We start from the raw sequence: 22287 nt of genomic DNA on the forward strand, positions 1-22287 counted from the left end.
ACAGGTGGACAGGTTTCCGTTGAGGTTTGAGCTCTTGCATTGGTTTAACTGATTGTAAAATATGTAATTTTTTTGCTTTCGGCTCCCAAAAGTGCCTGCAAGCCGAGCCGACGAGTGAGGCCTTTCCGCAGGTCTCCCGGCCAGCCCGCAGGGGATCCTAGCTATGCGAGCGCCGAATCAAGCGGGCAGGTCAAATTCAGTCTAATCCTGCTAAACAGGCCCAATTCAGGCTCTAAATAAGCCTATGCGAGCTTTGGTGAGACGCGTTGCCCCGTCACGTTGCTGAATATTCGGTGTCGCTCAAGCGCGGGTGCCGCCATCGTAAAACTGCCTATGCGCGCCCCAGATAGAAAACATTTGGGTGCAGAGTCGGGTCAGGCTAAGGTCGTTGGAACAAATTTTTGATACCGTAATGAGTGAACATAGCCAAATGGACAGCATTGCACGACACAGCGGATCCACCAGCGGGTCCGATGTTGGATCCTACAATGGTTCCTACAGTGGATTTTCCGACCACAGCAGCCTGAAACATTTCAATCAATTGGCCACGCCGATCTGGGTTTTTGATGTCGACAGGCATCAGGTCTGGTGGGCAAATCCGGCGGCACTGGAGTTCTGGGAGGCCAAAACGCTGGCCGAGCTGCAACAGCGGGATTTTTCCTCTGACAGCGACATGGTGCGCATGCGTCTGCGCCAGATCGTCGGGCAGGCCAATGGCAATGAACGCCTGCAGGACACCTGGACGCTGTATCCCAACGATGCTCCCAAAACCGTCATCCTATCCTTTCTACCGGTGCTGATCGAAAAGGGTGTGAGCGCGGTTCTGATCGAGGTGAAGCAGTTCATCGACAAATCCGCCGACGAAGAGGCCATACGCATTCTTGAAGCCGCCAAAGCTTCGGCATTGATGGTCAGCACCTTTTCGCTGGAGGGGCGATTGCTGGCGCAAAACCCGGCCGCGCTGAGTTGCTATGGGCGGCCATCCCTAGCCATGAATGACAATGATATGGCTGGCCGCCTCAAGGATCCGGCAATGGCCGGGCGTCTGCTTGAAATCGCAAGAACTGGCAAAAGCTGCGACACCGAACAGGTCGTCTGGACGCAGAACGGGGCCAGGGTTCACCGCATACGGGCCCGCCGAGGGCGTGATCCGGTAACCGGCGCCTTTGTCACCGTTGTCAGCGAAGAGGATGTGACCGAACAGGCCTCATTGCGTCTGCGCATGCAGGAGCTGAACACCGAGCTGGAAGCCCGGGTTGCCGAACGTACAAGTCGGCTGCGTGACAGCGAGGAACGCTATGCGCTGGCGACCCAAAGTGCTGCGATCTGGGACTGGGACGTGCAGCGCGACCATCTCTATGTCTCGCCAAGTTTCATCAAATCACTGGGCTACGAGGCTGGACCTTTTCGTGAACCTCTGAGCTCGGCAAGGATTGCTGATTTCATTCATCCGGATGACCTGAGCTCCTGCCTTGCGGAGCTGGAACGACATCTGCAAGAGCCCTGTCAAGCCTTTGAACACGACCTGCGGCTGAAGACGGGATCGGGTGGCTATCGTTGGTATCAAGGGTCCGGAAGATGTCTGTGTGATCGCGACGGCACGCCGGTCCGTTCAGTGGGTTTGCTGACAGATATTAGCGACCGAAAAGAGCTGGAAGCCTCGCTCTTTGCTGCCCATCGCCTAGAAGCGATTGGCCAGCTGACGGGTGGAATTGCCCATGATTTCAACAATCTTTTGACGGTGATGCAGGGCAATGCAGAGCTGCTGAAAGTGGTGGATGATCCGAAACATGAACTCGCCGAGGCGATCAAGGTGGCGGCACAAAAGGGCGCCGAACTGACCCGGCACTTGCTGGCCTTTTCGCGCAAGCAAACCTTGGTGCCCAAGCCGGTGGATCTGGCCCTTCTGGTGTCTCAGATGGGTCGAACCCTGCCGCGGCTCCTCGGCGAGGAGATCTCGGTGAAAATCTCAATCGCGGCTGACCTCTGGCCGGCCTATGCGGATGCCAGTCAGGTCGAGAACGCCATTTTAAATCTGGCGGTAAATGCGCGGGATGCCATGCCCAGCGGCGGGCAGTTGCACATCCTGTGTCGCAACAGGCCCATTGCGGCCGTAGAACCCGGGGACAGCAAGGCCGCAGCGCTTCAGCCCGGTGATTATGTTGAATTTGTCATGTCCGATAGCGGGCAAGGCATGCCTCAGGTGGATCTGGATCGTGCCTTTGAACCCTTTTTTACCACCAAAGAGGTCGGCAAGGGCAGTGGCCTGGGTCTGTCGATGGTCTATGGGTTCTCGCGGCAATCCGGTGGCGATACCCAACTACAAAGTGAGCCGGGGCAGGGCACGCAGGTGTCTGTTTTTCTGCCGCGCTCAAACCAACTGCCGCCAGGGCTGGTCTGTGCACCGCAGGCCGTGGTCAGGCCGGGGCAGGGGGAGAGCATCCACCTGTTGGAAGACGACTCGGCCGTTCAAAGCACATTGCGCGGTATTCTGGAGAGTCTGAATTACCGCGTCAGCCTGTCCAGCGACGCGGCGACCGCCCTGCAGGTGATGAGTGTCGGCCCGCCGCCTGATCTTATTCTGGCGGATGTGGTCTTGCCCGGAGGAGAAAGTGGTCTGGAATTCGCCGAGCGGATCCGCACGATTTTTCCGAAGACCAAAGTGGTCTTGATGTCGGGCTACCCACAGGACCAGCTCAGCGATGCTTCGGCAGAGGTCGGGCATGTCTTTTTGCAAAAACCGATGGAGAAAGCGCAGCTGTCAGAAACCCTGCATACGGTGCTGAACTCCAGGTAGGCGCAGCATGGCCCGCTATGCAAGGCAGGGCGAGCCGCTTCACCGTGGGTTCTGGCTGCGAAACCTCTGCGGTGACAGGCCTGTGGTCGCCTCAAAGGCGCGGCTGAAGGCGCTACGGCTGCGAAACCCTACTTGTGCGGCAACCCGTTCGATCGGCTGTGTGCTGCTATGCAATAGTTCGGCTGCGCGGCGCATGCGCAGATCGCGCAGCAACTCCATGGGGCCACTGCCATAGGCGGTATGGAACTTCTGCGCAAAACTGCTGCGGCTCATGCCGCACAGCGCGGCGAGGCTTTCGACCGAATGCGGTGCCTCGGGACTGTCGAGCATCTGCTGAAGGGCCGGCCACATGCGTTGATCGCGCAGCGCGGCCATCCAGGCCAGCCCGCCATCCATCACACCGACTCGGCGCCGGATGAGCTCGATCATGCATTGCATCAGCAAGGCCCGGATCATCGCCCGGCTGCCATGCCTCGGTCGGGATAACTCGTACAACAGCTGCTCAATCGGGGCTGCCAGAACCTGATCCCCGGTCCGGTTCTCCACCACGGGTGCGCGGATCAGGTCCACCAGATTCTGCATCTGGCGGATCGTCAGGCGCACGCGGGCACAGATCGCCACCAGCTTTCCCTGCGTTTCGCCCTGGGATTGGTGGATGAGATGCGCCAGATTCAACCGCTCGGGATTACAGGTCGGCAGTGGGTCGCCAACTGCACCGAAGCTACGCAAGACATGAGTGTTGAGGGCAGGCACAAGAATGAGAGAGCCGCGCGACACCGGCACTGGTGGGCGCCCGGATATGACCAGCTCACCGGCGCCGGCCAGCACATAATGCAGCGTTGCTGCCGAATCCTTTTCCAGCCCCAGATCACAGGCACCGTTCAGCTCGCATAGCGCAAAGGGATCCACCCGGATCTCCATTTCATCAAGAATGTAATTCATATCCATGACGGCACCCTAATCCGTAAAGTACCAAATGATACACATTAGCGATGATTTCGGCCAAATTCTGGACCAATAGGCACAGAGCACGCGCGATCTATCCTGCATCACCATTTGTAAGGAGACAGACCATGTGCACCGATCACGACCACAATCATGACCACGCGGATCACAAGATTTCTCGCCGGACCGCGCTGCGGGGCGGTTTGGCCACAGCTGCAACAGCCGGGGCAGCCCTTGCAGGATCCGCAGCCGGAACTGCAGCCAATGCCCAAGAGGCAGCAGACCCCTATGCCCCCACGCCAAACCCTGTGCTGCCCCCCAGCAGCATGGTTCTCGATCTGAAGCGGACTGCGCTGGTGGTGACTGATCCGCAGAACGATTTCCTGTCTCCTGACGGCGTCACCTGGGGCGTTGTTGGCGAAAACGTCACCCGCAACAATACCGTTGCCAATATCGAGGCCCTGTTCAAAGCCGCCAAGGCCGCTGACATCACCGTCGCGGTTTCTCCGCATTATTACTACCCGACCGATCATGGGTGGAAATTCGAAGGGACGCTGGAAAAACTGATGCACAAGATCGGCATGTTCGACCGGCCCGGCGCGTTGAACACCGAGGGTTTTGAAGGCTCTGGTGCCGATTGGCTGGAACAGTACAAACCCTATATCAACGACGGCAAAACCATCGTCACCTCACCACATAAGATCTATGGTAACGACACCAACGATCTGTCACTGCAGCTGCGCAAACAGGGCGTGGATCAGGTCGTTCTGGCCGGCATGTCCGCAAACCTGTGCACCGAAAGCCACATGCGTGAGCTGATCGAGCAGGGATTTGAAGTCGCGGTCGTCAGCGACGGTACAGCGGCGGCGGTGGTTCCGGATGGGGATGGCTATCTGGCGGCCCTGACCAATTTCCGCTTTATTGCCAATGCGGTATGGACCACCGAAGAAGCAGTGAAACATCTGAGCGCATAGGCGCGCAAACAGCCGGCTTCAGGGTGAAAGTCTGACTTTCGCCCTGAAGTGGTTCCTCTCAGCTGTGGGACGGTCTGGATAGATATAACATAAGACAGATTATGAGTTTTCAACTTGATCGAGGAGGTTGCGGGGCTGACGCATCCGGCCCTTTCTTGTGGCGACGCTGGGGCTTTCTCAGGGCTTCAAAGCCGATCACGACGTCCAGCAATTCGCTGGTGATCTCGCTCTGGCGCAGGGAACGCATTTCGGATCGCAAAGCGTCGAGCCGGTCATCGATCGAGCGCTCGGCCTGTTGCATGAGACTAAGCCGAGCGGCGTTTTCTGTCACCAATGCTTCGGCAGCGGCCTTGAAAAGGCTGCTGAACAGATGCCCCCGCAGCAGGCTGCGAAATAGATCCTCTGGCTTCATGGCAAAATCCGGCAGGCTGCGGGACCCCCAGGGGCGGTTCTGCAACTGCGTCACCAATGCCGGGTCCAGCGGCAACAAAGTCCGGATGGTGGGGCCATGTTCACCAGAGTGGCCTGAAAACTGGTTCGAAGAATGGCCCGAAGAACCCTCTGCGCTCTCGGGGATGGGGCTGCGAGTGCAATAGGCCAGTGAAACAGAGAGTTCGCCAGGGTGAATTTCCTGCCTGATCTCGTCCAGGCGCTGTGTCAGCAGATTGGCAAGTCGACCGATCCCATCCACAGATGCAGGCGGGAAAAAACTGTCCTGCACAGGGATCTTGCAGCTGTCCAGCGCATCTACCAGCTGGGCTCCGACGCAGAGGGTGATCGTCTCATCGGCCTCAAAACTGTCGGCTTTCTGGTCGAGATACTGGTCAATATGAGCGGCGATACCCTCATTGTAGCTGCCACATAGCCCATGGTCCGACCCAAAGGCGACAATCACCCGTGAAACGATCTTCGGCCTGGGCGCGACAAGGTCGCCATGCGGGCCCATAGCCTGCAAAAAGGCCTGCAACCCGTCCAGAACCGTGTCGTGATAGACATGGATGGAACGGGCAGCCTTTTCATAGGGGGCTGAATTGATCACCGAAAGGGTTTTCATCGTATGCACGATATTGCGGATACCCTGCATGCTGGCGGTTCTGCGGGTCAGGGTTTCAAGCGTCTGTGCCATCGCGCCCTCGCAGCCAGTGCCGGGCCTTTTGGCCAAGCGTGATCATCCGTTTCCGTGCCTCGTCATCTAGAGGATCGTTGCGGTCAATCAGGGCGGCGATATCTGCCAGATCCCGGGCTGCCGCGATCCGGATGTCGGCCATCACCGCAAATGTGTCTTCCTCGCTCAGCCCGTCGAACTGGCCATCCATTGCCGCGACCAGCACCGCGAGCTGCTCCACTGCGGCAATTGGGTCGCGTTCGGCCTGCCGCAACGAGGCCCGCACGGCGGCGCCACGGGTCAGACGTGCCCGCGTGGCGTCATCAAGACGGGTGCCGAACCGGGCGAAATCCTCCAGCTCTTCGAATTGCGACAGAGTAACCCGCAGATTGCCAGCCACGGCGCGAAACGCCTTGCTTTGCGCCTTACCGCCCACCCGCGACACCGACACCCCCAGGTCAACCGCCGGAAATTGGTTTTTGCGCACCAGACGCGGCGATAGATAGATTTGCCCGTCGGTGATCGAAATCAGGTTGGTTGGGATATAGGCCGAAAGGTTTTCCGCCTGGGTTTCCACCACCGGCAAAGCCGTGATCGAGCCACCCCCGGCGGCGACCGTGAACTGTCCGGCGCGCTCCAGCAGGCGGGCGTGAATATAGAAAACATCGCCCGGAAAAGCTTCGCGTCCAGGTGGGCGGCGCAGCAGCAATGACAATTCTCGGTAGGAGCGCGCATGGTGGGTCAGATCATCCAGCACCACCAGAACATCTCGGGACTGGCTGGCGAAGTACTCTGCCATTGTCATCGCCGCATAGGGTGCCACATAGGCAAGGCCAGTTGCGGTTTCGTCTCCGGCAGAGATCACAATGGTGCGTGCCAGCATGCCCCCTTGCTCCAGCGCGCCGATCACCTTGGCGACCGCATCGCCGCGCTGGCCGATGGCGCAATAGATGCACAGAACATCGGTGTTTTTCTGATTCAGAATGGCATCCACCGCGATCGAGGTTTTGCCCGTCTGGCGATCCCCGATGATCAGCTCGCGCTGGCCCAAACCAACGGGGACGGCGGCGTCGATGATCTTGATCCCTGTGGCCAGCGGACGCGCGATGGCCTGACGGTCCAGAATGGGTGGGGCTTCGGCCTCGACCTGCCGCATCGCCTGTGCCTTGATCGGGCCCTTGCCGTCGCGCGGGTTGCCAAGAGCATCGACCACCCGCCCCAAAAGCGCCGGGCCGACCTTGGTGCTGACAACCTTGTGGGTGCGCATCACGGTTTCACCAATCTGCACCCGCTCCGAGGGGCCAAGCAGCACCACGCCAAGGCGCCCCGGCTCCAGATCCAGCACAATGCCGCGCAGGCCACTGGCGAATTGCAGCAATTCATCAGACAACGCGCGCTCCAGCCCGGCGACAATGACGATGCCATCGCCGACCTCGACCACTTTTCCGACCTCGCTCAGACGCGGCGCAGGCGAGGGGCTGTTCAAAAGCGCATCCAAAAGCCTGTCGGGATGGGCCTCAGGAGGGGTGTTTTCAGATCTCATGCGGCTGCGCCTTCAGATCGGCTCCGGCGGCGAGCTGTTCCTCGATCAACGCCGCCAGATCATCGACATAGCTGTCGACGGTCCAGGCCAGCTCTGCCCCGCCCAGGCGCAGCTCAAGTCCCGGTGCCTGAGCCGCATCCGTAGCATATTCCACTGCAATCCCGGGAAATTGCTGTTGCAGGCCCGTGGTCACAATCTCTTGCGCGGCGGGCGTCAGGGCGGCATGGCTGGTGACAAGCGCCGCATTGCAGGATCCCGCAGCGCGATGCAAATCGGCGGCCATTGGCGTGATTTGCGTCACCAGGTGATGCGCCATCTGGGTCTCGAGGTTCTGATCCGCCAGATCGCACAGGGCCTTGCGGGTCAGGGATAACAGAGCCCCGGCGCCCGCTTTGTGCAGTTTGGCGATGTATTTGGCGCGCTCTTCATCAAGGTGGATCGCCCAGTCCTGGCGCTCCCGTTCCAGCCTCTGATGAGCCTCTGCCAACAGGCTGTCGCGCTGCGCTTCGGCCTGTTGTTGCGCGCTATCAGTCATCTCTGACTGCCTGAAACGCAGGTCTGACAATTGCTCGCGAAAATCCGCTTCGGCTTCGGCGGCCTGTTCTTTTGCCACCACGGCGGCCTGCATGCGCTGGGTGATTTCTGATTCACGTGCGTCGATACCGTCCAGAATTGGCCGGTAGAGAAACCGTTTCAAAAGCCAGATCAACACCAGGAAATTGCCGATCTGCGCCGCAACAGTGATCCAGTCGATAGACATCGCTCAGCCGCCTGCCGCCTGCGAAGCCGCGAGGGCCGCATTCCAGAAGGGATTGGCAAAGATCAGGATCATCGCGACGACAAAGCAGTAGATGGCGGTGGATTCGATCATCGCAAGACTGACAAACAGCGTCCGCGACAGGGTCGCGGCGGCATCGGGCTGCTGGGCAATCGCGCTGAGCGCGGTCGAGGCGGCACGCCCTTCGCCCAAGGCTGGGCCCATGGCGCCAAAGGATACCGTGATCCCAGCAGTAAAGATCGAAATGAAGGCAATGATAGAGAGATCGGTCATAGGGTTTCCTTTTCAGGCAATGCGGATTGGGAAGGCTTGGCCGGGCTGGTGGCGCTGGAAATGTAGACCGTGGCCAGGATGGTGAAAATATAGGCCTGTATCATACCAGTGAGCAGACCCAGCAGATCCATCACCACCGGAAAGAAAAACGGTGCCACGCTCAGCAGGATCGCGGCGATCACTGCGCCGCTCATGATATTGCCATAAAGGCGCATGGTCAGTGATATGCCGCGGGTGAACTCCGAGATGATATTGAAGGGCAGCATCACAAATGAGGGCTGGATATAGGTTTTCAGATAGCCGCCAATGCCCCGGCTGGTGATGCCAAACAAGGGCACCGCCAGCACCACCGCCAGTGCCAGTGCAGTGGTGGTCGACAGTGACGAGGTCGGCGGGGTGAACCCCGGAATGACCAGCAGCAGGTTTGAGGCGGCGATAAACAGAAACAGAGTTCCGGCAAAATACAACAGATGACGCGATGGGTTGGGAGCGATTTCCTGGATCTGTTCCTGAATGCCCTGCACGATGACTTCCAGAGTTGTACGCCAGCGGTTTGGCGGCACATCCGGGCGCAGATTGCGGGTGACCAGCATCGAGGCCCCGGTCAGGACAGCCATCACCACCCAGGTGTAGAAAATGGTGGCGTTGATCGCGATCCCCCAGATCTCAAACAGCAGGGTTTGATCCGGCGACAGGGTCATGGCGTCTCTCCGGTTACTTTGTTTGTCGGCATCCTAGGCTGCTCTGCATCAGCAGGTGGCGGTGGAGGTGAGGCAGGAGCAAGCCGGGCAAGACTGGTAAAAACTGTCCGGATCAGAAAAAAGGCCAGCCCATATCCGGCAAAGGCCCAGGGTCCGCCCTGTGCTGCAACCAGCCAGCCGACGGCCAGCAGGGCGGCGATTCGCAGCACCGCGCTAAGCGACAAGATGCGGATCGGGCTGTTGGTCCGCAGTGCCAGCCGCATGCCAAGCCCGAGGCCGGCAAAGAACAGCACGCTCATGCCCGCGCCACAGGCAAAACCCAATGCAGCGGCGGTCCAGTCGAATGCAATCATCGGTCTTTTCCTTCCTTGTCAATTTGCGACCAGGCGATAAAGCCCCCCAGAACCACGCCCCCCAATATCAGCGCAATGCTCCACGAAAACGTCTGCGGCGCCACCCGGTCCAGCCACATCCCCAGAAACGCCCCGCCCACCGTGGGCACCGCCACTGACCATCCGATCATGCCAAAGGTGGCAATCCCGCGCAGTGGGCTGGGCTCGGGATGATCGCGGCGCGCCTTCATCCGTTTTGCCTGGCGGCCGATCTCTTCGGCGGGTTTGTCATCCTTGGATTTCCCAGGTCTCGTGACAGGTGGCTTCATGGCTGTGGCCTGCGTAGTTCTGCAAAGCGTCGCACCATATCCGCCTCCAGTCGAGACAGAGCAGAGCGCGCCAGCCGTTCTTCTTCGTCCATCTGCACAAAACTGCTCTGGACCATCTCCTGTAGGGTTGTCAGATCCTCGCCGCGTACGCCGCGCAGGGTCGCCACCGTGACATGATGGCCTTTTTTCACCAGCATGCCTTCATCCAGACCAAAAATCTCTTCGTCCCCGTCCTGCGTGTCATCTGCCAGTCGCAGGGTCAGCACCGAAGGCACCAGGGCAGAGACAAAATCGATGTGATTGGGCCAGATCCCAAAGGCACCATCAGGCCCCACTGCTGTCAGCGCTATGGCCTTTGCTTCGAACAGGGTCCGGGTCGGCAGGCGCAGGGTGACGGTCATTTCAGGTCTCATGCTCATGGCGCCGCCTGCAGGTCATCCAGACCGCCGATCATGTAGTAAGCACTTTCTGGCAGGTCGAATTCGGTCTGGTTCAGGATTGTTTCGCAGCCCAGCAAGGTGTCGGCGATGGGCACCATCTTACCCTGCGCGCCGGTAAAAGATCCGGTGGTGAAAAACGGCTGGGTCAGGAACCGCTCTAGCCGCCTGGCACGGGCCACGGTGGCGCGGTCGGCGGCTGACAGTTCTTCAAGGCCAAGCATGGCGATAATGTCACGCAGTTCTTCGTAGTCCGCGAGGGTACGGCGCACCGCGCGGGCAATGTCGTAATGGCGCTGACCGACCACGGCTGGCGTCAGCATTACCGAAGCCGAAGCCAGCGGGTCCACCGCCGGATAGAGCCCCTCGCTGGCGCGTTTGCGCGACAGCACCACCGAGGCCGAGAGATGTGAAAAGATATGCGCCGCCGCCGGGTCGGTGAAATCATCGGCCGGCACATAGACCGCCTGAATGGAGGTGATCGCACCACGCCGGGTCGAAGTGATCCGTTCCTGCAGTGCCGCCAGTTCGGTGGCCAGCGTTGGCTGATACCCCACCCGCGATGGCATCCGCCCCATCAGGCCGGAAACCTCTGATCCGGCCTGCACAAAGCGAAAGATATTGTCGATCAGCAGCAGGACATCCTGCTGTTTTTCATCACGAAAATATTCCGCCATGGTCAAAGCGGTATTGCCGACCAGAAATCGCACGCCGGGGGCTTCATTCATCTGGCCAAACAGCATGACAGTTTTTTCGCGCACGCCAGCCTCGCCCATTTCGCGGTAGAGTTCTTCGGCCTCGCGCGAGCGTTCGCCGATGCCGCAGAACAGGCTGACGCCCTTGTGGTGTTGAATGGTGTTGTTGATCAGCTCGGTGATCAGCACGGTTTTACCAACGCCTGCGCCACCAAACAGGCCGGTTTTGCCGCCGCGCTCGATCGGGGACAGCAGATCAATCGCCTTGATCCCGGTCTCCATGATCTGCGCCTGCAGCACCCGCTCGCTCAGCTCTGGCGGCGGCTGGTGGATCGAGCGGCGGACTTTGGTTTCGGGCGCGGGGCGACCATCAATCGGTGCGCCAAACACATCCAGCATCCGGCCCAGAACCGCGTCACCAACCGGCACCGTGACAGGACCACCAGTGGCTGTGACCGTCATGCCGAGGCCAAGCCCGCGCACCGGTGCCATGGCCATCGCCCGCACCAGCCCGTCTCCAAGCAGGGCGGCAACCTCCAGTGCGACCTCTCCGGCATAGAGCAGATCGTAGATCTGTGGCACCTTGCCCGCAAAGGCGATATCGACCACGCCGCCGCGAATGGCCGCGATAGTGCCATCTGTCTGGATCTCTGCCTCAGTCTGCTGGGTGGAGCCTCTGGCCGATCTGCTGCTCATCTGGTCATCCTATATTCTTTTGACGGATTTGCATGCCTGCGCGACCTTCGAGAAGTTGCAGGGCATCCGCCAGACGGCCAATGCCTGCGCTGCCGCCCAGCTTGGCAAAACCACCTGATCCTCGATCGGGGCCCCGGCCTCCCCCCCGGCACCGGCATTGGTGTCTTCGGCCATCTGTTCTCTCCAACGGGTCTGAGTCTCTCGGCCAAACCTGGCAGGGATCGGGCCTGGGGATATTGATTTGCGTCAACGGGTAAACGGATCACTTTAATTTATTGGGTCGTGAACATTGGGTCGCGTCAATGGCTTGAGGCGATGGTCTGGCGAAATCGCAGCAGGGCAATGATGAAAAAAGCCAGGCTGAGCAGCACCATGATCACCATATCGAACCAGACGGTTTCCAACCCGGCCCCCCGATAGAGGATCGCCTGCGAGAAGGCGACAAAATGGGTTGAGGGCGAGATCTGCATGATTGTTTGCAGCCAGTCGGGAATACTTTCCATTGGCGTGGTGCTGCCGGACAGAAGATTCATGACGATCAGAACAGGCATCACCAGAAGGCCAAACTGCGGCATGGATGTGGTGAAGGTTGCAAGCAGAATGCCAAGCCCGGTGACCGAAACCAGATAGAGCACCGACCCTGCGATAAACAAGGGAATGGATCCGGCAACGGGAACCGCCAGAACCCCCTGCACGATCAGCCACAAGGACAGGATCGCGCCGATGATGATCGCCAGACCATTGGCCCAGATCTTGGCCAGCATGATCTCTGATGGCAGGACCGGCATCACCAGAAGGTGCTCGATCGTGCCATGTTCACGCTCGCGGATCAGGGCGGCCCCGGTCAACAGGACCGACAAGATCGTGACATTGTTGATCACCTGCATCACCGAGGAAAACCAGACCGATTGCAGGTTTGGATTGAACTGCGCGGTGATGATCAGATCAATCGGCAGGCTGCTTGAACTGTCATCCCCGGCGACAAATTTATTGACCTCGGCAGTGATGATCTGCTGCAGAAAAACAGCGCCATTACCTGCCTGCGCCATCGCCGTGGCATCGACGCTCAATTGCAAAACCGGTTGCTGCCCCGCGATCACATCAGCCTCGAACCGCGGTGGAAAGGACAGCACAAAGACATAGTCGCTATCGTTCATCAGTCGATCGACATCGCTCGCCGCAATCTCTTGCGGACGGTCAAATTCCGGCGGTAAGATGGCCTCAATGATGCGGCCGGACAGCTCTGACCGGTCCAGATCAACATAGGCGACCGAGGCATTGGAGACCTCGAGTTTGGCCCCCGTAGCCACCGCATAGACCGCGAAGCTGAAGATATAGACGATCAGAAACAACAGCACCGGATCGGCGCGCAGGCTGCGCAACTCTTTCAGACCCAGGATAAAGATGTTGTATAGCCACTGTTTCATCTCATTTTTCCTGCTTACGCAGCGCCAAGATCGACGCCGCGATGAAAAACAGCGCGAACCCAACCAACGCGATATGGTTCTGCCACAGCTCGGCAAAGCCAAGCTCTTTGGTGAAAGTGCCGACGCTGATCTGCTGATACCAGGCGGAAGGAAAGCCCAGACCGATCATCCGGCCACTGCCTGACAGCGATGACACCGGCACCAAGAGGCCCGAGAAATTGACCGCCGGAATGATGGCCACAACCGCCGTCGCAAAGGTCGCAGCCACCTGCGATTTGGTGAAGGTCGAAATCAGCACTCCAAATCCGGTGGAAGCAACAACATAGAACAGAGTTCCCACCAGCAGGGCTGTCATCGAGCCTTTGACCGGCACCTGAAAGACCCAATAGGCCATCGCCAGCAACGTGAAAAAACTGACCATGGCAATGACCACATAGGGCATCTGCTTGCCCAGAAGGAACTCGCTGCGGGTCACCGGGGTGGAGCGGAAATTGGCGATGGATCCGGTTTCCTTTTCGCGCACAACCCCCATGGCCGACATCATCGCGGGGATCAGAACAAGCATCAGCATGATCACCGAAGGCACCAGCGCAAACACACTTTTGAACGCCTGATTGTAACGATACCGGGTTTCAGTACTGGCATAGCTGGTGTCGATCACAGAGCCATAGGTCCGTTCGGACTGGTCCTCGATATAGGACAACGCCAGGCCCTGCATGTAGCCACGGGCGGTCTCGGCGCGAAACGGCATTGCGGCATCTATCGCGACCCGTACTTCGGGCTCTTCACCCCGCAACAGCGCGCGGCCAAAATCAGGTGGGATTTCCACCGCAATTGCAATCTCTCCGGCGCGCAGCCGGGCAGCCAGTTCAGCAGTACTATAGGCGGGGTCACGTTCCTCAAAGAAGCGCGAGCCAGAGAAGGCCTCCAGCAGGCTGCGGCTTTCGGCGCTTTGGTCCTGATCCAGCACCGCATAGGGCAGGTCTTCCACGTCAAAGGAAATACCATAGCCAAAGGTCAGCATCAAAATAATAGGCCCGAGAAAGGCGAAGGTCAGCCGCAGTGGATCGCGCAGGATTTCCAGTGTTTCGCGCCTGGTATAGGCCCACATCCTGGCAAGGTTGAAAAAAAGACGTCGGCGCGGCGCAGGTTGCACGTCGGATACCAGTGTCGACCCACCTGCCTGTAGGTCTGGCTGATCGACAGCCTGAGGGACACCTTGTGGGGCTGCTGTTTCGCTTTCATCAGCGGCCTGCTTTAGATAGCTGATAAAGGCGTCATTCAGAGTTGGCGCGCCACTTTCCTCGAGAATTTCCTGCGGGGCACCTATGGTCAGAACCCGGCCTGCATGCATCAGCGAAATCCGGTCACAGCGCTTGGCCTCATTCATGAAATGGGTGGAGACAAAAATGGTCACGCCATCATTGCGCGACAACCCGATCAGGTGCTGCCAGAAGGCATCGCGTGCGACCGGATCCACCCCCGATGTTGGCTCATCCAGGATTAGCACCTCGGGCGAATGGATGACGGCGACGGCCAGTTGCAGCCTTTGACGAATGCCCAGTGGCAGCGCATCGGGGCGTTTGTCGGCATCCTCTTCCAGCTCGAAACTCTGCAGCATCTGCGCCACCCGCCCGGCCCGCTCTGCCAGCGGGATCCGGTAGAGTTCGGCATGCAGATCAAGATTCTGGCGCACCGTCAGCTCTGAATACAGCGAAAAGGACTGCGACATATAGCCGACACGCTGGCGGGTGCGCATATCGCGGGCATCCAGTGTCTCGCCAAACAACAGCGCCTCGCCGCTGCTGGCTGGCAAAAGACCCGTCAGCATTTTCATCGTCGTGGTCTTGCCGCAGCCGTTGGAGCCGAGAAAGCCAAAAATCTCGCCGCGGGCAATTTTGAACTCAACACTGTCGACGGCGACAAAATCGCCAAACTTGCGGGTCAGGGATTTTGCCTCGACCGCGTATCCGGTTGCGGTGGGCTGGAATGGCGGCACCACGACCTCTTGGTGGCCGGCGCGCACGGATTCCGGCAGCATAGCAATAAAGGCCTGCTCCAGAGTGGGTTGCTGGGCCTGATTGCGCACCTCTTCGGGGGTGCCAGTCGCGGTGATTTTTCCGTCAGATACAGCCGCCAGCCAGTCAAACCGCTCGGCCTCCTCCATATAGGCCGTAGCGACGATGACGCTCATGGTGGGGCGTTGCGCGCGGATATGATCGATCAGATCCCAGAACTGCTGGCGCGACAGCGGATCAACGCCGGTTGTCGGCTCGTCCAGGATCAGCAGGTCCGGGTCGTGAATGAGCGCCGAACACAGCGACAGTTTTTGCTTCATACCGCCCGAGAGTTTTCCGGCGGGGCGATCGGGAAAAGGGTCAAGACCAGTCGCCTGCAACAAATCCGCAATGCGGGCCTGGCGTTCGGCCTGCGGCTGGGCAAAAAGGCGGCCAAAAAAATCCAGATTTTCGGTCACCGTCAGCGTCGGATACAGATTTCGCCCCAGCCCTTGCGGCATATAGGCGATCCGATAGTTGCAGTCCTGCAGGTGGCGGCGGTCGCGAATGTCCCCTTCCAGCACCTGAATGTCACCGGATTGAAGTCGGCGCACACCTGCAGCCAGCGCCAGCAAAGTAGACTTTCCGACGCCATCCGGGCCAATCAACCCGGCCATGCAACCGGCAGGAATATCCAGATCGACATCTTCGAGGGCCAGCGTCGCGCCATAGCGATGGGTCACCGCCCTGAGCTGGACAACCGGTGCTGCAGCTTCTTGGGCAGTTTCCTGGTTTGCAGCTCCTAGGGTCATTGCGGCAGGCGAACAGCTAGCTTCGCGGGCCAATCGGCGGCTTCATCGACCAGAACATATCCGAGCCCGGGAACACCCGCCCGGGCGCGGTCCTGATACTGCGCCAGCAGATCCGGCCCGATAGTCAGCTTGACCCGAAACATGAGCTGGTCGCGTTCATCCTGGGTTTCGACCGATTTGGGCGTGAACTGCGCGGTGCTGGCGACAAAAGTGACCGTCGCTGGGATGACATAGTCTGGAATGGCGTCCAGAATGATGCGGGCGTCGGCGCCGATGGCCAGTCGCCCGGCATCGCGTGACGGCAGGTAGATCGACATATACATATCCGTCAGATCAGTCAGCGTGATGACCGTCCCGCCTGCGGCCATGACCTCGCCGACATGGGCCAGCTCATATTGCACCCGTCCTGCCCTTGGCGCGGTGAGGCTGGTATCATCAACCAGCGTTTGCAGCCTGTCGACGCCCGCCTGCGCGGCCGCAATTGTGGCCTCAGCCAAAGGAATACCGGCCTCGGCGGCGGCCATGGCCGCCTGCGCCGTCTGAAAGACGGTACGCTGCTGATCAAGCCGCGTCTGAGAGGCAAAATCATCCTCCGCCAGCCGCTGAACCCGAGCGAATTCCGCTTCGGCTGTGGTCAGTTCCGACTGGCGCTGATGCAGTAGGGCCTCGGCCTGCAGTTTTTGCTGTTCCGCTTGCAGCACAGTTGCTTCTGCTTGATGCAGCTGCGCCTCAAGCTCGGCAGATTCCATCTTGGCAATCAGTTGCCCGGCCTCTACCCAGTCTCCTTCGGACACCAGAATGTCAGTCACGCGACCGGAAATTTTGGTAGAAACATCAATGCGCTCTGCCTCTATTCGACCATTGGATGCGCTGATGCCTTCGGGCAGGGCATCCTTGTTTCCAGGTAACAAAGACAGATCAGCAAGGCCGCTTTGCAGCTTTTGAACCATAGCGTTTTCGCTCTCGCTTGTGGCGAGGAAATAGCCACCCACGCAAAGGGCCGCCACCAAGGTTGTAAGGCCTGTAGATGGTTTCATCTGGTGTGTTCCTTTGCTGCGGTGCTTTCGAAGACATAACAAGCAAATTCCGTCTGGTATTTGACCAATGTCAAATACCTGTCTCTTGAATGTGGTTTAAATCGAAGCCGAGACTGAGGGTGCTGAACAGCCTGACAATCGGACCTGCAAAAATTTTATGCAGCGCCGACAAAAGATGCCCGTTTTTGCACCCCTAGTCGCGTTAAAGTGGCAAAAATGACAGCTTTTCCGGACAGGCGCAGGCCTGCAGTTGGAGGAATACGAATGGGTCGCCCCGAATCACATATTTCAGAGTCCGCCAACATGACCAAGAAACGCACCGCAGATTCAGGCGCGGGTTCAAGCGTAACTTCTGGTGCAGCCGCAAAGGCAGCTTCAAAACTGGAAAAGATCGCAAAGATCTCGCGGCGGCTGGCGGCCCTGCATGTACCGGATCTCGATCATGTTCCAGAGCTGAAACAATCCGCCGCCGTGGCAGAGTATCTGGACCGTGCGAGCCATGCCACCCTGTCAAAGGTCACAGGCGGTGTCTCTCCCACGGCCCTTGGAGGGGCCTATCTCGACTGGCTGGTGCATCTGTCGACCTCGCCCGGCAAACAGGTAGAGCTTACGCAGAAAGCCTTTCGCAAATGGTTGCGCCTGTCACGCTATGCCATGCGCTGCGCCACGTCTGACAGCGACACCGCCCCCTGCCTTGAGCCGCTGGAGCAGGACAAAAGGTTCGCTGGGGACGCCTGGCAGAAGTGGCCCTACAATCTGATCTATCAGTCGTTTTTGCTGAACCAGCAATGGTGGCACAACGCGACAACGGGTGTGCGCGGAGTGACAAAGCAGCATGAGAATGCTCTGGAATTCACCAGCCGCCAGGTACTCGACATGTTTTCCCCGTCCAACTACCTGCTGACCAATCCCGAAGCGCTGGCCAAAACCCGCGAGGAAGGCGGCCAGAACCTGATACGCGGCTTCAATGCTTGGCTGGAGGATATGGAACATGCCAGACTGGACGCCCCCGTTGCCGGTATCGAGGCCTATCGTCCCGGTCAGGAAGTGGCCACAACGCCGGGCAAAGTGGTGTTTCGTAACCGTTTGATCGAGCTGATTCAATATGAGCCCACAACAGAAAAAGTGCGCCCCGAACCCATCTTGATGGTGCCCGCCTGGATCATGAAATACTATATCCTTGATCTGTCTCCCGAAAACTCGATGGTCAGGTTTTTGCTGTCACAGGGCTATACGGTCTTCATGGTCTCCTGGCACAACCCGGATGCCGAAGATCGCAATCTCGGCATGGATGACTACCGCCAGATGGGCGTCATGGAGGCCATCGACGCGATCAACACCATCATCCCCGGTGAAAAGATCCATGGCGTCGGCTACTGCCTTGGCGGCACCCTACTGTCGATTGCGGCCGCAACCATTGCCCGCGATGACGGGGATCCCTTTGCCTCGCTGAGCTTCTTTGCCTCTCAGATCGATTTCACCGAACCGGGCGAATTGCAGCTGTTCATCAATGAAAGCCAGCTGGCCTTTTTGGAGGACATGATGTGGGAGCAGGGCTATCTGGACATCAACCAAATGACCGGGGCCTTTCAGACCATCCGCTCTGCGGATCTGATCTGGTCCAAGGTTCTGCACAGTTATCTGATGGGCGAGCCCGCCAATATGTTTGACCTGATGGCCTGGAATGCGGATGGCACCCGGATGCCGTTCCGGATGCATTCGGAATACCTGCGCTCTCTCTATCTCGACAATGATCTCACCGAGGGACATTTCAAAGTCGACGGGCGACCGATCTCGGTGACCGATATTCATGTGCCGGTGTTTTCCGTGGGCACAGTCAAAGACCACGTGGCCCCCTGGCATTCTGTATACAAGATGCACCTCTATCTGGATACCGAGCTGACGTTTGTGCTCACCAGTGGTGGCCATAACGCCGGCATTGTGTCCGAGCCCGGCCACAGGCACCGCAGCTATCAGGTCGCCACCACGCGCCATGATGATCACTACGTGGATCCTGAAACCTGGGCGGCTAATACCCCAGTCAAAGACGGGTCCTGGTGGCTGGAATGGAGCGACTGGCTTGGAGAACGCTCAGGCGTGCCGGGCCCGCCGCCGGTCTTGGCCAATGCGCTGGCCGATGCTCCTGGAACCTATGTTTTTGAAAAATAGACCTGTTTCATACGCCTGATTCAAAACCCCGGGCCGAACATGTCTCTCACCTATACGGATTGAAAAATGACCAAGAAATCTATCAACTGGAAACCTGACCTCAGCTATCCCAGTGGCAAAGGAGCCACCGAGCAGCACTTTTCGGCCGCAGCAAACGGCGATGCGCTGGAGATCGACACCCACCCCTGGGGTGACGCCGACCTCATGGTCAACGGCGAACGTATCGCCCATGTCGAGGGCCAAAAATCTGCCGGTGATGCCTTCCGCGAAATCGAAGCCGTAGCGGAAGACATCGAAGCGCAGAAATCGCAGTCTGATGAAGCTGACTCCAAATCCTGAAACCTGACCCAGGCCCTGTTCCGGGCCAGCTGCAGAGGGCTGAAGTCAATGCAATTCATTGAGAACAAGACATTCGACGAGATCAAAGTCGGTGACAGGGCCGATCTGACACGCAGGCTCAAGCCGCAAGACATCGAATTGTTTGCGGTGGTGTCGGGCGACATCAATCCGGCGCATCTGGACGCCGAATACGCCCAGTCCGATATGTTTCACAAAGTCATCGCCCATGGCATGTGGGGGGGCGCGTTGATCTCTGCTCTGCTGGGGACCGAACTGCCGGGACCTGGCACAATTTACGTGACCCAAAATCTGAACTTTCGCCGCCCCGTCGGTCTGGGGGATACGGTCACGGTGCAGGTCACGGTCACCGCGAAAGACGCGGCCCTTCATCAGGTCACGCTCGATTGTCTCTGTACCAATCAGGATGGCGACACCGTCATTCAGGGGCAGGCACTGGTCATTGCCCCCGACAAAAAGGTCCGCCGCCCGCGTGTCGCCCTACCCGAGGTACACCTACATGACCGTGGCGACGGGTTTGAGGATCTGATCCGGGCCACCAAAGATCTTGCCGCGATTCGCACGGCTGTAGTGCACCCCTGTGATGAGCTCTCCCTTGGCGGCGCCCTTGCGGCGGGTGATAAGGCGATCATCCATCCAGTTTTGATCGGGCCAAAGGCCAAGATCGAAGCCACCGCCGCGCAAATCGGGCGGGATCTGACGGGGATCGAGATCATTGATACGCCCCATAGCCATGCCGCCGCAGAAACAGCCGTGGCGCTGGCCCGCGAAGGCTCTGTCGATATGCTCATGAAGGGCAAGCTGCACACTGATGAATTGCTTCGCCCCATTCTTAACAAAGAGACAGGCCTGCGCACCGAGCGACGTCTGACTCATGTCTTTGCGCTGGACGTGCCGCATTATCCAAAACCGCTTTTGGTCAGCGACGCCGCGATCAATATTGCGCCAACACTGCAGACCAAACGCGATATCGTTCAAAACGCCATAGACCTGGCCCGTGCAATCGGAATCTCTGTGCCCAAAGTGGCGATCCTGTCGGCGGTGGAGACCGTGACCGCAACGCTGCCCTCGACGCTGGATGCTGCAGCACTGTGCAAGATGGCGGATCGCGGCCAGATCACTGGCGGGGTGTTGGATGGGCCGCTGGCCTTTGACAATGCGGTGTCAAAGGCTGCGGCCGAAACCAAGGGGATCACCTCCGCCGTCGCGGGGGATGCCGATATTCTGGTGGTGCCCGATCTCGAAGCTGGCAATATGGTGGCAAAACAGCTGATCTATCTAGCCGGGGCCGAGGCTGCCGGGCTGGTGCTTGGTGCCCGCGTGCCCATTGTTCTGACCAGCCGGGCGGATGGGGTGCTGTCACGTCTGGCCTCTGCCGCCATAGCGCAGCTTTTTGTTCATTCTCAGCAAGGCGAGCAAAGGTCATGAGCGGTGCTATTCTGACCCTCAATGCGGGATCATCCAGCCTGAAATTTGCGGTGTTTTCTGCCGCAGGCAGCGACGACACACCGATGATCAGCGGCAAGATTGCAGGCATTGGCGACAGGCCGGTATTTTCCGCCCTAGGCGCAGATGGCAAGGCGCTGGAGGCTGGCACATGGCAAAATTTGGACCCCAGCCTGAGCCACGACGCGATCATTGCACGCCTGCTGCCTTGGCTTTCGCAACAGCTGGGCACAACACCGCTGTTAATGGTGGGGCATCGGGTGGTGCACGGGGGGCAATCCTATGCTAATCCGGTTCTGATTGACGATGCCGTTTTGGCCAGCCTTGAAGCACTTGCGCCGCTGGCCCCGCTGCATCAGCCGCATAATCTCGCGGCCATTCGCGCAGTTGCAAAATGGCAGCCTGATCTCGCGCAGATTGCCTGTTTCGATACCAGCTTTCATCGCAGTCAGGACCGGTTGGCGCAGATGTTCGCCCTGCCTCGTGCGCTGAGCGACGAAGGGATCCTGCGCTATGGTTTTCATGGCCTTTCCTATGACTACATCGCCAGCGCGCTGCCAGAATACCTTGGCAAGACCGCCAAAGGCCGCGTGATCGTCGCGCATCTTGGCAATGGGGCCAGCATCTGCGCGATGAAAGGCGGAAAAAGCGTGGCGACCAGTATGGGGTTCACTGCCCTTGACGGGCTGATGATGGGGCGCAGATGCGGCAGCTTGGACCCTGGTGTGCTGCTTTATCTGATGCAGTCCAAAGGCATGGACGCCACCCAAATCGAAACTCTTTTGTACCGACAATCCGGCCTGTTGGGCGTGTCCGGGATTAGCAACAACATGCAGGTGCTACAGGACAGTGACGACCCGCATGCGCGTGAAGCGATTGACCTGTTCTGCTATCGCGCTGCCAGTATTCTCGCCGGGCTTATACCTGCCATCGGCGGGCTAGACGCGCTGGTTTTCACCGCTGGGATCGGCGAAAAATCCGCCCTGATCCGGCAACAGATCTGCGACCAGCTGGCTTGGCTTGGGATCTCGCTACAGACAGAGGCAAACGGCAGGAATGCGATCCGTATTTCAACGCCGCAGTCAAAGGTCCCGGTGCTTGTCTTGCCAACCAACGAGGAGATCGTCGTTGCCAAGGCCTGTCGCAAAATGTTGGCCTGAGCGCTGGCTGCAGCCCCCCTATGCCCATACTTTCGCCAATTCTGACCTACGTTGGGGCATCATTTCATCAGCCCCTAGCGGTTGTCGGCCAGCAGCGCTACAGTTTTTGGAATGAAGCTTGAATGTTGCTTTTGGGCTCGAACGATCAACCTGACCTAATTGACTTTACTGGCCAGAGGGATTGGGATTGTAACAAATAAGTTCGTGAGACGTCACAGGTATTTAATATAGGCCATAAATGCAGAAATGCGCCCGCTATTGGTACCCCACGATTAAC

20 protein-coding genes are annotated in these 22287 nt (G+C 58.8%); 6 read left to right on the forward strand and 14 right to left on the reverse strand.

Annotated elements, in window-relative coordinates:
- The first annotated feature begins 412 nt into the window (after positions 1-412).
- On the forward strand, positions 413-2797 hold the full coding sequence (locus tag PH5382_RS15575; protein ID WP_231751904.1) for a hybrid sensor histidine kinase/response regulator: 2385 nt from the start codon (positions 413-415) through the stop codon (positions 2795-2797).
- 39 nt (positions 2798-2836) lie between these two features.
- Here the strand turns inward: PH5382_RS15575 and PH5382_RS15580 are convergent, their stop codons facing one another.
- A complete protein-coding gene (locus PH5382_RS15580) occupies positions 2837-3745 on the reverse strand; it encodes a helix-turn-helix domain-containing protein (protein WP_058335316.1) in 909 nt (302 codons plus the stop codon).
- A 125-nt stretch (positions 3746-3870) separates the two neighbouring features.
- Here PH5382_RS15580 and PH5382_RS15585 point away from each other — a divergent pair, with 125 nt between their 5' ends.
- The gene (locus tag PH5382_RS15585) at positions 3871-4716 is read left to right on the forward strand and encodes a cysteine hydrolase family protein (protein ID WP_058335317.1); all 846 of its coding nucleotides are present in this window, start codon (positions 3871-3873) and stop codon (positions 4714-4716) included.
- A gap of 109 nt (positions 4717-4825) precedes the next feature.
- On the opposite strand, the gene PH5382_RS15590 is transcribed toward PH5382_RS15585, so the two are convergent.
- The 13 genes from PH5382_RS15590 to PH5382_RS15645 form a co-directional block, all read right to left on the reverse strand.
- The gene (locus PH5382_RS15590; protein WP_058335318.1) at positions 4826-5842 is read right to left on the reverse strand and encodes a F0F1 ATP synthase subunit gamma; all 1017 of its coding nucleotides are present in this window, start codon (positions 5840-5842) and stop codon (positions 4826-4828) included.
- Complete coding sequence (locus tag PH5382_RS15595) at positions 5826-7364, reverse strand: F0F1 ATP synthase subunit alpha (RefSeq protein WP_058335319.1); 1539 nt, start codon at positions 7362-7364, stop codon at positions 5826-5828. The genes PH5382_RS15590 and PH5382_RS15595 overlap by 17 nt, the downstream gene beginning before the upstream one ends.
- A complete protein-coding gene (locus PH5382_RS15600) occupies positions 7354-8124 on the reverse strand; it encodes a F0F1 ATP synthase subunit B family protein (protein WP_058335320.1) in 771 nt (256 codons plus the stop codon). Before PH5382_RS15600 ends, PH5382_RS15595 begins: the two co-directional genes overlap by 11 nt.
- 3 nt (positions 8125-8127) lie before the next feature.
- Positions 8128-8415: a F0F1 ATP synthase subunit C gene (locus PH5382_RS15605; protein ID WP_058335321.1), complete on the reverse strand. Its 288-nt coding sequence runs from the start codon at positions 8413-8415 to the stop codon at positions 8128-8130.
- Positions 8412-9116 carry a F0F1 ATP synthase subunit A gene (locus tag PH5382_RS15610; RefSeq protein ID WP_058335322.1) on the reverse strand — a complete coding sequence of 235 codons (705 nt, stop codon included), beginning with the start codon at positions 9114-9116 and terminating at the stop codon, positions 8412-8414. The genes PH5382_RS15605 and PH5382_RS15610 overlap by 4 nt, the downstream gene beginning before the upstream one ends.
- Entirely contained in the window at positions 9113-9469 is a 357-nt protein-coding gene (locus tag PH5382_RS15615; protein ID WP_197410059.1) for an N-ATPase subunit AtpR, read from the reverse strand. The genes PH5382_RS15610 and PH5382_RS15615 overlap by 4 nt, the downstream gene beginning before the upstream one ends.
- Positions 9466-9777: an AtpZ/AtpI family protein gene (locus tag PH5382_RS15620; RefSeq protein WP_058335323.1), complete on the reverse strand. Its 312-nt coding sequence runs from the start codon at positions 9775-9777 to the stop codon at positions 9466-9468. Before PH5382_RS15620 ends, PH5382_RS15615 begins: the two co-directional genes overlap by 4 nt.
- Positions 9774-10196 (reverse strand): ATPase, encoded by a 423-nt coding sequence (locus PH5382_RS15625; RefSeq protein WP_058335324.1) that lies wholly within the window; start codon positions 10194-10196, stop codon positions 9774-9776. The genes PH5382_RS15620 and PH5382_RS15625 overlap by 4 nt, the downstream gene beginning before the upstream one ends.
- Positions 10193-11605 (reverse strand): F0F1 ATP synthase subunit beta, encoded by a 1413-nt coding sequence (atpD, locus tag PH5382_RS15630; RefSeq protein ID WP_058335325.1) that lies wholly within the window; start codon positions 11603-11605, stop codon positions 10193-10195. Before atpD ends, PH5382_RS15625 begins: the two co-directional genes overlap by 4 nt.
- A 9-nt stretch (positions 11606-11614) precedes the next feature.
- Positions 11615-11779 carry a hypothetical protein gene (locus PH5382_RS19820; RefSeq protein WP_156414940.1) on the reverse strand — a complete coding sequence of 55 codons (165 nt, stop codon included), beginning with the start codon at positions 11777-11779 and terminating at the stop codon, positions 11615-11617.
- Between the two features lie 125 nt (positions 11780-11904).
- Entirely contained in the window at positions 11905-13032 is a 1128-nt protein-coding gene (locus PH5382_RS15635) for an ABC transporter permease (RefSeq protein WP_058335326.1), read from the reverse strand.
- A 1-nt stretch (position 13033) separates the two neighbouring features.
- On the reverse strand, positions 13034-15841 hold the full coding sequence (rbbA, locus tag PH5382_RS15640) for a ribosome-associated ATPase/putative transporter RbbA (RefSeq protein ID WP_058335355.1): 2808 nt from the start codon (positions 15839-15841) through the stop codon (positions 13034-13036).
- On the reverse strand, positions 15838-16878 hold the full coding sequence (locus PH5382_RS15645; protein WP_156414941.1) for an HlyD family secretion protein: 1041 nt from the start codon (positions 16876-16878) through the stop codon (positions 15838-15840). The genes rbbA and PH5382_RS15645 overlap by 4 nt, the downstream gene beginning before the upstream one ends.
- A gap of 303 nt (positions 16879-17181) precedes the next feature.
- Between PH5382_RS15645 and PH5382_RS15650 the strand changes: the two genes are divergently transcribed.
- From PH5382_RS15650 to PH5382_RS15665, 4 genes are all read left to right on the forward strand, one after another.
- Complete coding sequence (locus PH5382_RS15650) at positions 17182-19047, forward strand: PHA/PHB synthase family protein (protein ID WP_082645716.1); 1866 nt, start codon at positions 17182-17184, stop codon at positions 19045-19047.
- Positions 19048-19113: 66 nt separating this feature from the next.
- Positions 19114-19386 (forward strand): hypothetical protein, encoded by a 273-nt coding sequence (locus tag PH5382_RS15655; RefSeq protein ID WP_058335327.1) that lies wholly within the window; start codon positions 19114-19116, stop codon positions 19384-19386.
- Between the two features lie 48 nt (positions 19387-19434).
- The gene (locus PH5382_RS15660; protein ID WP_058335328.1) at positions 19435-20832 is read left to right on the forward strand and encodes a bifunctional enoyl-CoA hydratase/phosphate acetyltransferase; all 1398 of its coding nucleotides are present in this window, start codon (positions 19435-19437) and stop codon (positions 20830-20832) included.
- A complete protein-coding gene (locus PH5382_RS15665) occupies positions 20829-22010 on the forward strand; it encodes an acetate/propionate family kinase (RefSeq protein ID WP_058335329.1) in 1182 nt (393 codons plus the stop codon). The genes PH5382_RS15660 and PH5382_RS15665 overlap by 4 nt, the downstream gene beginning before the upstream one ends.
- The last annotated feature ends 277 nt before the right edge of the window (positions 22011-22287 follow it).

The organism is Phaeobacter sp. CECT 5382 (genome assembly GCF_001457775.1).
Taxonomy (GTDB): Bacteria; Pseudomonadota; Alphaproteobacteria; order Rhodobacterales; family Rhodobacteraceae; genus Pseudophaeobacter.

What these genes read in the sequence shown, in the direction of transcription:
- PH5382_RS15660 (WP_058335328.1), top strand. Translation starts at nt 19,435, where the DNA reads ATGCAATTCATTGAGAACAAGACATTCGACGAGATCAAAGTCGGTGAC.
- PH5382_RS15585 (WP_058335317.1), top strand. Translation starts at nt 3,871, where the DNA reads ATGTGCACCGATCACGACCACAATCATGACCACGCGGATCACAAGATT.
- PH5382_RS19820 (WP_156414940.1), bottom strand. Translation starts at nt 11,779, where the DNA reads ATGGCCGAAGACACCAATGCCGGTGCCGGGGGGGAGGCCGGGGCCCCG.
- PH5382_RS15580 (WP_058335316.1), bottom strand. Translation starts at nt 3,745, where the DNA reads ATGGATATGAATTACATTCTTGATGAAATGGAGATCCGGGTGGATCCC.
- PH5382_RS15655 (WP_058335327.1), top strand. Translation starts at nt 19,114, where the DNA reads ATGACCAAGAAATCTATCAACTGGAAACCTGACCTCAGCTATCCCAGT.
- PH5382_RS15590 (WP_058335318.1), bottom strand. Translation starts at nt 5,842, where the DNA reads ATGGCACAGACGCTTGAAACCCTGACCCGCAGAACCGCCAGCATGCAG.
- PH5382_RS15595 (WP_058335319.1), bottom strand. Translation starts at nt 7,364, where the DNA reads ATGAGATCTGAAAACACCCCTCCTGAGGCCCATCCCGACAGGCTTTTG.
- PH5382_RS15665 (WP_058335329.1), top strand. Translation starts at nt 20,829, where the DNA reads ATGAGCGGTGCTATTCTGACCCTCAATGCGGGATCATCCAGCCTGAAA.
- PH5382_RS15635 (WP_058335326.1), bottom strand. Translation starts at nt 13,032, where the DNA reads ATGAAACAGTGGCTATACAACATCTTTATCCTGGGTCTGAAAGAGTTG.
- PH5382_RS15625 (WP_058335324.1), bottom strand. Translation starts at nt 10,196, where the DNA reads ATGAGCATGAGACCTGAAATGACCGTCACCCTGCGCCTGCCGACCCGG.
- PH5382_RS15620 (WP_058335323.1), bottom strand. Translation starts at nt 9,777, where the DNA reads ATGAAGCCACCTGTCACGAGACCTGGGAAATCCAAGGATGACAAACCC.
- PH5382_RS15610 (WP_058335322.1), bottom strand. Translation starts at nt 9,116, where the DNA reads ATGACCCTGTCGCCGGATCAAACCCTGCTGTTTGAGATCTGGGGGATC.
- PH5382_RS15600 (WP_058335320.1), bottom strand. Translation starts at nt 8,124, where the DNA reads ATGTCTATCGACTGGATCACTGTTGCGGCGCAGATCGGCAATTTCCTG.
- rbbA (WP_058335355.1), bottom strand. Translation starts at nt 15,841, where the DNA reads ATGACCCTAGGAGCTGCAAACCAGGAAACTGCCCAAGAAGCTGCAGCA.
- atpD (WP_058335325.1), bottom strand. Translation starts at nt 11,605, where the DNA reads ATGAGCAGCAGATCGGCCAGAGGCTCCACCCAGCAGACTGAGGCAGAG.
- PH5382_RS15645 (WP_156414941.1), bottom strand. Translation starts at nt 16,878, where the DNA reads ATGAAACCATCTACAGGCCTTACAACCTTGGTGGCGGCCCTTTGCGTG.
- PH5382_RS15575 (WP_231751904.1), top strand. Translation starts at nt 413, where the DNA reads ATGAGTGAACATAGCCAAATGGACAGCATTGCACGACACAGCGGATCC.
- PH5382_RS15605 (WP_058335321.1), bottom strand. Translation starts at nt 8,415, where the DNA reads ATGACCGATCTCTCTATCATTGCCTTCATTTCGATCTTTACTGCTGGG.
- PH5382_RS15650 (WP_082645716.1), top strand. Translation starts at nt 17,182, where the DNA reads ATGACCAAGAAACGCACCGCAGATTCAGGCGCGGGTTCAAGCGTAACT.
- PH5382_RS15615 (WP_197410059.1), bottom strand. Translation starts at nt 9,469, where the DNA reads ATGATTGCATTCGACTGGACCGCCGCTGCATTGGGTTTTGCCTGTGGC.